Genomic DNA, 13083 nt, shown 5'->3' on the forward strand with positions numbered 1-13083 from the left:
GTGTAAAGCATGAAGCGCCCTACACGGCGCAGGTGCGCCGCCATGGCATGCCTGCTGACAGGCACCGCACTCAGCGCGTCCGCAGCGTGGGCCGACGGTCCCGCGGCGAGCGACGACCTCGCGCCCTTCACCGTCGAGAGCGACGTCCATTACTTTGTGATCCAGAAAGACGGCTCGGTCGAAGAGCGCGACGACACGATCATGCGCGCCAATACAACGAGCGGCGTCGACGACATCGCGCAACGCTATGTCTGGTTCAACAAGGATATCGAGCAGGTGCAACTGCTCGCCGCCGAGACCATCGACCCAGACGGCACCGTACGCAAGGTCGGACCGGATGGCATCCGCGACGTGCAGGAGCCGCGCTCCGCCGGCGCGCCGACCTTCGAGGACGGTGTATTGCGTACCGTGATTTTTCCTGGCGTGGAGCCGGGCTCGCGCGTGCACCTGGCGTTTCGCAAGACACGCAGCAAGGCGCTGCAAGCCGGCACGTTCGCCTACCTCGTCGAACCGACGCGCGATCCGGTCGAGCAGCAGCGCCTCATCTTCGACCTGCCCGCCGACGTGCCGCTATACGCGGACACGCGCGGTTACGTGGAAGTGCCTCCGGTGACGCAGAACGGCCGCACGCGCTACGAGTTCGACTACAAACATGGGCCGTATGCCCCCATCGAATCCGGCGCGGTCGGTTACGAAACGTGGGGCGACCGGCTGATGGTATCGACGGTGCCCGACTATGCCACCTTCGCGGCGCGCTACAGGGCGCCGGCCGTCGACGCCACCATGAGCGATCCGGCGATTGTCCAGCTCGCGCAATCGCTGACGGCGGCAAGCGCCGATCCACGTGAAAAGGCGCGCATCCTGTACGACTGGGTGCGCATGAACGTGCGCTACGTGGCGCTCTTTCTCGGCGAGACCGCGGCGGTGCCGCACAAGGCGATCGATATCCTGCGCAATCGCTATGGCGACTGCAAGGATCACGTCGCGCTGTACAGCGCATTGCTGGCGGCGGTCGGCATTCGCAGCGAAGCAGTGCTGCTCAACCTCGGTCCGTACTACACGTTGCCGGACGTGCCCGGCTATGGAGACAGCGCGATCAATCATGCGATCGTCTGGATTCCACAACTCGGTCTCTATGCCGATACCACCGCCGGCGGCATCGCCTTCGGCTATCTGCCGCTGGTCGTGATGGACCGGCCGGTCCTGCTGGTCGACGATGGCGTGATGTCGCGCACGCCACCCGTGCAGCCGCGGGGCCGTGCCGTGCGCTTGCAGATCGATGTGGACGAGAGTGGGGCGGCGTCGTACGCGTACCGCGTGGAAGACTCGGGCGCGACGGCCGAGCTCGAACGCAACATGTTCCGGCGTGCCACCCATCAGCGGGCGCAGCAGATTGCCGCGGGCCGGCTGTTGCAGACAAACCTGCACGGTACGGCAAAGCTCAGCACGAGCGACGTCGCGACGACCGAGGGACCGTTCACGACCACCATGCAAGGCACGCTCGAGCACTTCACCTGGACTGATGGCACGACCGCGCTGCCTGCGCTGTCGAGTCTTTCGGGCGGCATTGCCAGCCAGGTGCAGTCGTGGCTCGCCGAGCCGCAACGCACGCAGCCGTGGGTCTGTGTTGGGGGCGACTTCGACGAGACCGCGCAGATCACGTTGCCCGCGACGGTTCGCGTAACCGATCTGCCGGTGGATGCCAACGTGCAGGACAGTTACTTCGATTACACGTCGCACTACGTCTTCGATCCAGGCACGCGGGTGCTGCAGATCACCCGCCACCTGCATACGAAGTTCGTGCATCAGGTGTGCTCGGCCGATGCCTTCAACGAAGCGCAGGCCTCGCTCGTCAGGATCGAGCGCGATGCGTCGTCGCAAGTGGTTGTGCGTGCAACGCCAGCGGATTATCGTTTCGCGCAGCCCGGCCGTATCGATGGCGCAAACGCCAATCGGTACAGCCGCACGCCTGCGCCGAACAACGTGTCAAACACGCGTCCTTCGTAGCGTGCGGCGCCGGTGGCGCGAGCGCCTGGCCGCTCAACCCCTCAACCGCTTCTCAGCTCAATTGCCGCCGCCCTTGGTGACGATCGGCACCCATGCGCCGTTCTTGACCTGATACAGCGTCGAGCCGGCGTTCTTCAGCGAGCCATTGGCCTCGAACGCAATCGGACCGGTCACGCCGTCGAAGCTGATCGCCTTGAGCACCGGCCGATACACCGCCGGCGAGCTCGATTTGGCCTGCTGCATGGCCTTGATTGCCGCCCATGCCGCGTCGTAGCCGAACGGCGCATACGACAGGATGTCCACGCCAAAGCGCTTCTTGAACTTGGCCGAGAAGTCCTTGCCGCCTGGCAACTGCGAGAGCGGCCGGCCATATTCCCACGCCATCGCGCCTTCGGCCGCGTCGCCTGCGAGCTTGATGAAATCCTCATCCATCACGCCGCCACCGCCAACCAGTTGCGCGGTAAGGCCGAGCTGCTTCATGCGTTTCGCGACGCCTGCCGCCTGCGTATCCAGACCGCCGAAGAAGATCAGGTCCGCATTGGTAGCCTTGATCGCGGTGAGCTGCGTGCTGAAGTCGACCGCCTGGTTGTTGGTGTATTCGTGCGCAACGATATTGCCGCCGTGTGCTTTCACCGCCTTCTCGAACTCATCCGCCTCACCCTGGCCGAACGCCGTGCGGTCGTCGAGGATCGCGATGCGCTTGGCCTTGGTCACCTCGACTGCGTAGACGCCCGCGTTGCCCGCGTTCTGCGCATCCGTGGAGATCACCATGAACGCGTTGGCGAAGCCGCGGCCGGTGATGATCGGGTTGGTGGCCGCCGGGTCGATGACCGGAATACCGGCCGTTTCATAAAGCTGCGAGGCGGGAATCGTCGTTCCGGAGTTGAAGTGGCCCACCACCACCGACACGCCTGCGTCCACCAGCTTCTGCGCCGCCTGCACGCCGACGCGCGGGTCGGCCTGATCGTCCTCGGAGACGAGCTGGAAGTCGGCGACCTGGTTGCCGATCTTGATCTTCTGGGCGTTGGCTTCCTCGATGGCGAGCCGCACGCCGTTTTCGAGGTCTTTGCCGTAGCCGGCATTCACGCCCGTCAGCGGGGCTGCGAAGCCGATCTTGACCGGCAGGTCGTCCGCGAAGCCGGACAGCGGCGCGACTGCGAGGAGCGCGCCCAGCATCACAACGAGGGGTTTCAGCGTTTTGCGAAGACTCATGGTCTCTCCTTCCATCGACAGGTTCACGGTATGAAAATCGGGCAAGGTGCAGCCGGCCAGATACGGCCGGGTACGGCTGTCACGCTGAAGCAATGCGCCGCGCGCAGCAAACTTACAGACGCGGGCGGTCAAACGGTGCGATGAAACTCGCGTGGTTCGATGCGTGCGGCGTGGTCTCCTTCAAGGGGTCCGAAGTATTTCAGGGTAGGGATGATCCTACGCCAGAAACAATGATGGAAAACACGGTGACACCGGCATTGCGGGCAAGCCCTGGTGAGCGTCCCGGAAGGCGGCGTGACTACGCGCGACCGACCCCGAACGCCCGCGGCCGGACGTGCATCATGTCTCCATCAGCTTGGCGCGAATATAGAAAGCCAATTTGCAGTCGTCTTGGCAGTTCGCAGCGCCTGGAATGAGCATTTCAGCACAGGCCCCGGACGGGGCGGGCGGCGGGCAGGTCTTAAGCGTTTGATGCGTGCGGATGCCGGCACACGTGAGGCGGGCGGCGCGGCTGCGCCGGCCCGGTGGGAAGGGGCTTGTTGTTACTGTTCGCCCTGCAGGCGCAGCACTTCTTCGCGCAGGCGCATCAACGGTTCTTTGGTGTCGTCGTCGGCCCAGGTTTCGAGATCGTCGATGGCGCGCTGGCAGCCGTCGAGGATCAGATCGAGGTCGATCGGCACGCCGTTGTTGAGCGCGAACTGGATCGTCTCCGCAAACTGCTGGCACTCGTCTTCGCCGTACGAGATATCGAGGTTGTCGGCGATCACTTCGGCGATGTTGCTGCGCGCCTTGTCGTCGGGCGCGACCAGATCGATGATGCCGCGTGCCACCGCCGGCGAATAGTAGAGCGCGATATCGAGCCACTGCGTCGGATCGAAATCGGCCTCGTCGAACTGCTTCTCGAAGTACTCGATTGCTTCCTGTTCGTGCGCTTCGTCGGCGTCGACGCTAATGCACAATTCCTCGAAATATTCTTCCCGCTCGCTGCGGATATGACCGTCCATCTGTGCCTCGCTTGCCTGTAGCGGGTGCTTGAAAAGAGTTGCGTGCACCACGCGGCACGCATTATAGGACGAGCGGCTGACAATGCCGGGTCAGCAGTCGTTGCGCGAAACCTTGAGGCACGGCGGGTTCGTTGCGCGGGTTACACCGTTTCGACCGTCCAGGCATCGAACCACTCGTGTGGTTGCGCGATTTCATTTTGCGCGGCGACCAGTTCCAGTTCGTAGCGGCCTGCCTGCCAGGTGGCCTTGACGACCGCATTCACGGCGGCGAGCGTATGTTCGAAGGCCACCCGCAGCGGGTCGCCGAGCAGCGTGCGGGCGACGAACACCGCGCTCGTCAGGTCGCCCACGCCGACAGGCTGACGGGCAAACGGGTAGAGCGGCCGCTGCCCCATCCATGCTTCAGTGGGCGTGACCACCAGCATGTTGAAACGGTCGGCGGGGCTGTTGCGGTCGAGCAGGTGCTTGACCAGCACGAGCTTCGGGCCGCGCTGGATGATCTCGCGGCACGCCTCGACCGCCTCTTCCATGGTCTCGATCTCCCGCCCCACGAGACGCTGCAATTCGCTGTGGTTCGGCGCCATGGCGTCAGCCACCTCGGGCATGGAGCGCACGAGGAATTCCTGAATCCCAGGCTCGACCTTGCAGCCGGTCGTGTTGCCCATCACCGGATCGCAGAAATACCAGGCGCGCGGATTGGCCGCCTTCACGGCCTTGACGATTTCGATCACCGCCTGGGCCTGATCGGGGGCGCCGAGAAAGCCGGATAGCACCGCGTCGCAGCGCGGTAGCACGCCAATCGCGCCGATGCCGTCGAGCAGATCCTGCATCTGCGAGCCGTCGATCGCGCTGCCGGTCCAGTGACCGTATTGCGTGTGATTCGAGAACTGCACGGTGTTGAGCGGCCAGACATTCACGCCGAGGCGGCGCATGGGAAATACCGCCGCGCTGTTGCCGGCGTGCCCAAAAACGACATGCGACTGGATGCTCAGGACGTTTTTCATGATGTGTCGAGTGGCGCACCGTGCGCCGATCAATCAACAATACATGAGTTTTCGCAGGGCCGGCATGATCCGTCCCCGTGGTGTTGCGTCAAGCCATCATTGGATGGGCGGGGAGCGGGTCAGGGCACCGCCAGTTCGCGGTACAGCGCCAGGTAGCGTTGCGCCGAAGCGCCCCAACCGAAGTCCTGGCGCATGGCGCGCCGCTGGGTCGCCCTCCACTCCGTGGAGCGCGCGTGCAGCGCAAAGGCGCGGCGGATCGCGGCGCCGAGCGCGTCCGGCTCGAAGCGTTCGAAGACGAAGCCGGTGGCGAGATCGTCGGCGAGATTTTCCAGCGATGCGTCGACCACCGTGTCGGCGAGGCCACCGACGCGATGCACGAGCGGCAGCGAGCCATAAGCGAGCGCATAGAGCTGCGTGAGGCCGCACGGCTCGAAGCGTGACGGCACGGCTACCACGTCGCTGCCGGCGATGATCGCGTGCGCGAGCGACTCGTCGAAGCCGAGTTCGACCGCCACCGAATCCGGATGGGAATGGGCCACGCGCTGCAGGCCTTTCTCGAGTGCGGCATCGCCGGTGCCGAATACGACCAGCTGTCCGCCTCGCCTGACGATCTCCGGCAGCGCGGCGAGCAGCAGATCGAGGCCCTTCTGTTCGGTGAGACGGCTCACCACGCCGAACAGCAGCGCATCGCTTTTGCCGGCCAGACCGAAACGCTTTTGCAGCGCGGCCTTGCAGGCGTGCTTGCCCGACAGCAACGTCGAGGTGTAGTGCTCGGGGAGCAGGGTATCGGTCGCCGGGTTCCATACCGTGTAGTCGACGCCGTTGAGGATCCCGGACAGATCGTGCGAACGGTTGCGCAGCAGCCCGTCGAGACCGCCGCCCTGGGCGAGCGTCTGGATTTCGCGCGCGTAGGTGGGGCTCACGGTGGTGATGCGGTTGCTATAGAACAGGCCTGCTTTCAGAAACGACATCTGCCCGTAGAACTCGATGCCTTGCATATGGAAGAAGTCGGCCGGCAACCCAAGCTGGCCGAACAGATGAGCCGGAAACACGCCCTGATAGGCCAGGTTATGCACCGTGAATACGCTGCGTGCGAAGGCCCGGCCGTGTTGACGCTCGGCCGCTCGCAGGTAAGCGGGAGCGAGGCCCGCGTGCCAGTCGTGTGCGTGGACGATCTGTGGCGCCCACTCCGGATCGAGATGCTGCGCCAGTTGCGCTGCGACCCAGCCGAGCAGTGCGAAGCGCTGGGCGTTGTCGCCGTACGGCACGTGTTCCGCGTCGAGGTAGGGGTTGCCCGGGCGGTTGTAGAGCGTGTCGGCGCGGATCACGTAGACCACGAGGCCGTTGGCCGGCAGCGTGCCCTGTTCCAGCGTCACGTTCGGCGAGTCGAACCGGCGGCCCAGTTGGGCCACCGGGCGCAGATCGGTGAGGCCCGCCACCACCGATGGAAAGCCCGGCAACAGCACCCTCGCATCGGCACCGAGCTCGATCAACGCCGAGGGAAGGGCGCCCGCCACATCGGCAAGACCGCCTGTCTTCAGGAGGGGATACAGCTCGCTTGCGACGTGCAGGGCGCGAATCGTCATGGGCAGGTTTCCGGTTATGGCGCGTGTTGGTTCGGGTTTGCAGGTTACCGGCCCGGCTGCGCGGTTCGACGACTGGGTTGCCCCACCGCGCAATCCTACTGCGCCGGCTTCTGGCCGCGTAGCGCATCCGGCGTCACGAGCACGATGCCGGTTTCGGTGCGGTAGAAGCGCTCGGCGTCCTGCACCGGATCTTCACCGATCACCGTGCCGTCCGGAATCGTACAGCCGCGGTCGATCACCACGCGGCGCAACCGGCAACTGTTGCCAATCGTGACCTGCGGCAACAAGACTGCCTCATTGATGTTACAGAAAGAATTCACAACCACATTCGACGACAGCACCGAGCGCGAAATCTGCGAACCGGAGATGACGCAGCCGCCGCACACGACCAGGTTGGTGGCCGAGCCCTGCAGGCCATTCATGTCGCGCACGAATTTGGCCGGCGGCAACTGCTGCTGTTGCGTCCAGATGGGCCAGTCGGGATCGTACAGGTCGAGCGTCGGGATCGTCGAGGCGAGGTCGAGATTGGCGGACCAGTAAGCGTCGACCGTGCCGACATCGCGCCAATACGGCTCGACGTTCGGATCCGAGGAGACGCACGACATGCTGAATGGATGGGCGATCGCATGCCCTTGCGTCACGACGCGCGGCAGGATGTCCTTGCCGAAGTCGTGGTCGGTGTCTTCGGTGGTGATGTTCTCGTCGAGCAGCGTGTACAGGTAGTCCGCGTTGAACACGTAGATGCCCATGCTGGCCAGCGCCATGTCGGGGCGCCCCGGCATCGCGGGAGGATCGGCAGGCTTTTCGACGAAGCCGGTCACGCGGCGGTTCTCATCCACGTGCATCACGCCGAAGGCCACCGCGTCCATGCGCGGCACCTCGATACAGCCCACCGTGCAGTCCGCGCCGCTCTCGACGTGGTCGCGGATCATGCGCGTGTAGTCCATCTTGTAGATGTGATCGCCGGCCAGCACGACGACGTATTTCGGCCGGATCGAACGGATGATGTCGAGGTTCTGGAACACGGCGTCCGCCGTGCCGCGGTACCAGTGACCACCTTCGACGCGTTGCTGCGCGGGCCACAGGTCGATGAACTCGTTGAACTCGCCGCGCAGGAAGCCCCAGCCGCGCTGCACATGCCGGATCAGCGAGTGCGCCTTGTACTGCGTGACGACCGCGATGCGGCGAATGCCCGAATTCAGACAATTGGACAGCGCGAAGTCGATGATCCGGTACTTGCCGCCGAAGTGCACGGCGGGTTTGACGCGTTTGTTGGTGAGCGGCCCGAGCCGCGTGCCGCGTCCGCCTGCGAGGACGATGGCCAGAGTGGCGCGTTGCAGATCGTTGAGGCTTGCCGGAGTTTCCATTTTTTGTCTCCATGTTTCGGGCGGCGTTCACGCTTTTGCGCTGACACCTGTCCCATGCAACGTGGTTGCTGATGTTGTACCCCGGTTGGATCTGCTGGTTTGTTTTTCTATTGATTCTGGTCCAGATATGCGCTGCTGTCGCCCTCCGATTGACAATTGTTTGCTATTTCTAGCACTGATCTACCGCCGGCGAATAGTCTGGATTATGTGGATGCCAAACTTATCGGTGTCCTGCGCAAGATCGCAGTCGAGGCTCGCGGTGTCCGTGCGGAACGGCGCATAGCGGTACGAATGGTGCGGCGCAATATGGGCGGCGCCGGGTTTCGGATGGCCGATGCGGGCGTCGGAGCAGGATTCGGATGGGGAACGTAGAATCGGCCACTCGATTGCAGGCCGCCAGGGGTTGAGCTGTGGGGGCGTTCGCGTCGAAGCTGATTTTGCTCAACCATTCTGCCGGAACCCATTGCGTATGAAAGTTAGTCGAACCTCTATGCTCGCCCTGTTCAGCGCCTGTGTGCTGACGGTGTGCGCCGCGTCCCACGTAGCGTGGGCCGAGGGCGATAGCGCCGCCAGCGGGCCTGCCACAGCAGGCGCTGCCGCGGGCAACGACGGTCCCGCCTACGGCCCCGAACTGCAAGGCTTCGACTATCCGGCGCCAGTCGAGCAATACGACTTCACTTCGCAAGGCGTTGCCTTGCATATGGCGTATATGGACATCAAGCCAGTGCATCCCAACGGCCGGACGGCGGTGTTGCTCCATGGCAAGAACTTTTGCGCGGCCACCTGGGAGCCGACCATCCAGCGTCTGAGCGATGCCGGCTACCGGGTGATTGCGCCGGACCAGATCGGCTTCTGCAAGTCCAGCAAGCCCGAGCACTATCAGTACAGTTTCCAGCAACTGGCGCGCAATACGCATGCGCTGCTCGACGCGCTCGGCGTGAGCCGCGTCACGATGATCGGCCATTCGACCGGCGGCATGCTCGCGATCCGCTATGCGCTGATGTATCCGCAAGAGACGCAGCAACTGGTGCTCGTCAATCCGATCGGCCTCGAGGACTGGAAAGCGAAAGGGGTGCCTTCGCTCTCCGTCGATCAATGGTACGAGCGTGAGCTGAAGACGACGGCCGACGGCATTCGCCGCTACGAACAGTCCACCTACTACGCGGGCCATTGGCGCGCCGACTACGAGCCGTGGGTGCAGATGCTGGCGGGCATGTACCGCGGGCCGGGCAAGCAGATCGTCGCTTGGAATTCGGCGCTGCTCTACGACATGATCTATACGCAGCCGGTGGTATATGAACTGGGCGAACTGCAGATGCCGACGTTGCTGATGATCGGCCAGAAGGACACGACGGCCATTGGCAAGGACGCTGCGCCGCCAGAGGTGCGGGCGCAGATCGGTCATTATCCGGAACTGGGCCGTCTCGCGGCGCGGACGATTCCGCATGCCACGCTCGTCGAGTTCGCGGACCTGGGGCACGCGCCGCAGATGCAGGACCCGCAGGCGTTTCATAAGGCGCTGCTCGACGGGCTGGCGGCGGTACCGGCGAATCAGTAAGGGGGTGAGCCGACCGCGCGGCCTCTTTTTACTTACTGACCGCCGGCAATCTCATCGCGCACCTGCGCGGCGATCTCGAACGAGTGCAACCGCGCGGCGTGATCGTAAATCTGCGCGGTCAGGATCAACTCATCCGCGCCGGTTTGCTCGATCACCGACAGCAGGCCTTCGCGAACGGTAGCCGGATCGCCGATCACCGAGCATGCGAGCGATTGCGCGACACTGTTCAGTTCCATCTCCGCCGCTTCGATCCGGTCCACCGGCGGTTGCAGCTGCCCAGGCGTGCCGCGGCGCAGATTTACAAACTGCTGCTGCAGCGAAGTGAACAGGCGATAGGCCGCTTCGTTGGTGTCGGCCGCGAACAGGTTCACGCCAACCATCGCATAGGGTTTGTCGAGCGCCGCCGAGGGGCGGAACTGCGCGCGATACAAGCGCAGCGCGGTCAGCATATGGTCCGGCGCGAAGTGCGACGCGAACGCAAACGGCAGACCGAGCGCCGCGGCCAGTTGCGCGCTAAAAAGCGACGAGCCGAGCAGCCACAGCGGCACATGCAGCCCCGCGCCTGGTACTGCTCGCACGCGCTGACCGGGCACCGGATCCGCGAAGTAGCGCTGCAGTTCGACCACATCGTCCGGGAACGTGTCGGCGCTACCGTGCAACTCGCGACGCAAGGCGCGCGAGGTGGTCTGATCGGTGCCGGGCGCGCGGCCCAGACCCAGATCGATCCGCCCCGGGTAGAGCGATGCGAGCGTGCCGAACTGTTCGGCGATCACTAGCGGCGCATGGTTGGGCAGCATCACGCCACCCGAGCCGACGCGTATCGTTTTGGTCCCACCGGCCACATGGCCGATCACTACCGACGTCGCGGCGCTGGCGATGCCGGTCATATTGTGATGCTCGGCGAGCCAGAAGCGCCGGTATCCCCATTGTTCCGCGTGCTGGGCGAGATCGAGCGTGTTGGCGAAGGCCTGCGCCGCGCTCGCGCCGGCGGTGATAGGAGAGAGGTCGAGGACCGAGAAAGGGATCATGGCAAGTTCGTCCGAAGCCGTGCGTCGCGCGGCTCGCGCGGAGCGATGTGCTCGCACGCCTGTAAGTCCGTCGACAGCAAAGGCAAAGATCGATTGTGCCAAAGCGCTTCGATTCCCGCTGACGCGGTGAACAAGTCCACACCGCCGACAGGGTGAGGGTGTCGTTGTGGTGAATCGTGCGGTGTCTGCGTGTGACGTCGCACAGATCGCAGGTCCGGCTGGGGCTAGCGTGAGATGGCTGCTGCACAGCAGATGCACGGCGCACCGTCGGTGCGCCGGACCACGCATCCGTGCTGCGCTGCGGCAGGCGGCGATCGTGATGCCAGCCGGTTCGTTGCGTCACGCGTAGGTCGGCTACGCAAAGTACCTCCGGACGCAGCGGACCGGCCGGGTCATCGGACCCTGGCCTGCCGTCGGTCGCATGCGCCACGCACCATTTGTTCAGACCAGTCGAATGAGGCAAGCCAGTGCAATTCGCCTCATTGAGCAGATCATTATCTGAAAGTACCGCGCGTATCCCCAGAATGCCGCGATTATTGTCAGTCAAATAACACAGCTTTATAAAACTGTAAAAGATCCCTGCTAGTCCTGTAAAAGGCGGTTTAGAGCGAACGGCGGTAATGAAGCAAGTTTTCACGGGGACTGCTACAATTTTTCCGACCATGAACGTGCAGGCGATTGCCTTTCAAAGGCCGGACACCGGGCTGTCAGCCTTGCTGGTCATGGTTTTGTACGCCCGTAGGTTTGATCTCTGCGGTCGCTGACAGAAGCGCAACCAGAGCGGTCGGTCATTATTGACCGATAGATCTCTGTCTATTCGCTTTCGATTATCTGTCATAAAGCCGATCAAGTATTACGGGAAATTACAGTAAAGCATTCGCACACGTTGCTTCGACAATGCGGCTCATTCCGATGCCAATTGTTCCGACGCAGGCAGAAGGAGTTCCGATCTTGCGAGCGAGCGTATCCATGCATCTTTTGTCGATTTGTCCTGCTATCGCCGGGTTGCGTGCTACCGGCAGCGGGAGAGGTGGCCAATGACGGTGCATTCGCTATCTGGTCTGGAGTGGCTGCTGGTTCTGACGTGCTGTGCCGCCACGGTGTATGCCGGTGTTGCCGCTGTCGCGATGCCGTTTTTTAGCAAGCGTGCTGCTGTGCGTCATGTGGGCTGGAGTTCCGTCAGCGTGCTCAAACCGCTGTGCGGGACCGAGCCGCGTCTGTACGAAAACCTGGTGACGTTTTGCGAGCAGGCGCATCCCTGCTTTCAGTTACTGTGCGGGGTTTCGTCGCCGGTCGACCCGGCCATCGGCGTAGTGCGGCGGCTGCAGGCGGCGTATCCGCATTGCGACATCGAACTCGTGATCGATTCGCGCGTGCACGGCAGCAACCTGAAGGTCAGCAACCTCATCAACATGGCGCAGCGTGCGCGCCATGACATCATTGTGCTTGCCGATAGCGACATCGCCGTTGAACCGGACTACCTCGACACCGTCACCGCGCCGCTCGCCGACCCCGACACGGGCGTCGTCACCTGCCTGTACCGGGCGCAGAGCGTGGGTGGCTTCTGGCCGAGGGTGGGGGCGCTGTTCATCAACGAATGGTTTGCGCCGTCGGTGCGCGTCGCGCATGCGGGTGGCTCGCGCCGTTTCGGCTTCGGTGCGACGCTGGCGTTGCGACGCACGACGCTCGAGAACATCGGCGGCTTCGAGACCCTCAAGGATTGCCTGGCCGACGACTACTGGCTCGCCGAACATGCACGCGCGCTTGGGTTGAATACGGTGCTTTCGTCGGTGATGGTCGCCACTGACGTGATCGAGCCCACTTTCACCACCTTGTGGCTGCGCGAATTGCGCTGGTTGCGTACGATCCGCTCGGTGAATCGCTCGGGGTTCGCCTCGCTGATCATTACGTTTACGACGCCGTGGCTGCTGGTCAGCGCGCTGCTGGCGGTCGGGCTGGGTAATGGACTGATCGATGGAACTACTGGCGGGGCGGGCACTCATCCATTGATGGCGCTGACGCTGTCGATCAGTGCGGCAACCGGCCTGTTCGCGCGCGTGCTGTTGCATGCCCGCAGCGCTCGCATTTCGCGCACCTTCTGGCGCGATCTGCCGCTCGTGCCGCTGCGCGACACGCTGCTCGCCTTGCAATGGCTCGGCGCGGTGTTCGGCTCGCATGTCGTCTGGCGCGGCGCGCGGATGTCGGTCGTCAATCGCGTGGCGCAGACGCGTGCGTCGATTGTGGAACTCTCCGATCGTGGATGAAAACGTCTGCGGATTGGGCACCTGGTGCGGCGTCACGCTGGTGTTGTGGCGCT

At 63.8% G+C, this 13083-nt stretch carries 9 protein-coding genes; 3 read left to right on the forward strand and 6 right to left on the reverse strand.

Annotation, left to right across the window (positions count from 1 at the left end; genetic code table 11):
• Nucleotides 1-42: 42 nt before the first annotated feature.
• Nucleotides 43-2007, forward strand: coding sequence for a DUF3857 domain-containing transglutaminase family protein (locus P3T20_RS18550; RefSeq protein ID WP_254368850.1), 1965 nt, complete (start codon nt 43-45; stop codon nt 2005-2007).
• Between the two features lie 57 nt (nt 2008-2064).
• Here P3T20_RS18550 and P3T20_RS18555 read toward each other — a convergent pair whose 3' ends face one another.
• From P3T20_RS18555 to glgC, 5 genes are all read right to left on the reverse strand, one after another.
• Complete coding sequence (locus P3T20_RS18555; protein WP_074266111.1) at nt 2065-3219, reverse strand: branched-chain amino acid ABC transporter substrate-binding protein; 1155 nt, start codon at nt 3217-3219, stop codon at nt 2065-2067.
• 542 nt (nt 3220-3761) lie between these two features.
• Nucleotides 3762-4223 carry a hypothetical protein gene (locus P3T20_RS18560; RefSeq protein WP_074265051.1) on the reverse strand — a complete coding sequence of 154 codons (462 nt, stop codon included), beginning with the start codon at nt 4221-4223 and terminating at the stop codon, nt 3762-3764.
• A gap of 140 nt (nt 4224-4363) precedes the next feature.
• The gene (gene pdxY, locus P3T20_RS18565; protein ID WP_074265050.1) at nt 4364-5227 is read right to left on the reverse strand and encodes a pyridoxal kinase PdxY; all 864 of its coding nucleotides are present in this window, start codon (nt 5225-5227) and stop codon (nt 4364-4366) included.
• A gap of 119 nt (nt 5228-5346) precedes the next feature.
• A complete protein-coding gene (gene glgA, locus P3T20_RS18570; protein WP_074265049.1) occupies nt 5347-6813 on the reverse strand; it encodes a glycogen synthase GlgA in 1467 nt (488 codons plus the stop codon).
• Between the two features lie 95 nt (nt 6814-6908).
• A complete protein-coding gene (glgC, locus tag P3T20_RS18575; protein ID WP_074265048.1) occupies nt 6909-8180 on the reverse strand; it encodes a glucose-1-phosphate adenylyltransferase in 1272 nt (423 codons plus the stop codon).
• A 469-nt stretch (nt 8181-8649) separates the two neighbouring features.
• Here glgC and P3T20_RS18580 point away from each other — a divergent pair, with 469 nt between their 5' ends.
• Nucleotides 8650-9738, forward strand: a complete 1089-nt coding sequence (locus P3T20_RS18580) for an alpha/beta fold hydrolase (protein ID WP_074265047.1) — start codon at nt 8650-8652, stop codon at nt 9736-9738.
• A 32-nt stretch (nt 9739-9770) separates the two neighbouring features.
• Here the strand turns inward: P3T20_RS18580 and P3T20_RS18585 are convergent, their stop codons facing one another.
• Nucleotides 9771-10766 (reverse strand): LLM class flavin-dependent oxidoreductase, encoded by a 996-nt coding sequence (locus P3T20_RS18585; RefSeq protein ID WP_074266110.1) that lies wholly within the window; start codon nt 10764-10766, stop codon nt 9771-9773.
• A 1037-nt stretch (nt 10767-11803) separates the two neighbouring features.
• Between P3T20_RS18585 and hpnI the strand changes: the two genes are divergently transcribed.
• Nucleotides 11804-13030, forward strand: coding sequence for a bacteriohopanetetrol glucosamine biosynthesis glycosyltransferase HpnI (hpnI, locus tag P3T20_RS18590; protein WP_074265046.1), 1227 nt, complete (start codon nt 11804-11806; stop codon nt 13028-13030).
• Nucleotides 13031-13083: the final 53 nt, after the last annotated feature.

Source organism: Paraburkholderia sp. GAS206C (genome assembly GCF_050435645.1).
Lineage (GTDB): Bacteria > Pseudomonadota > Gammaproteobacteria > Burkholderiales > Burkholderiaceae > Paraburkholderia > Paraburkholderia phenazinium_B.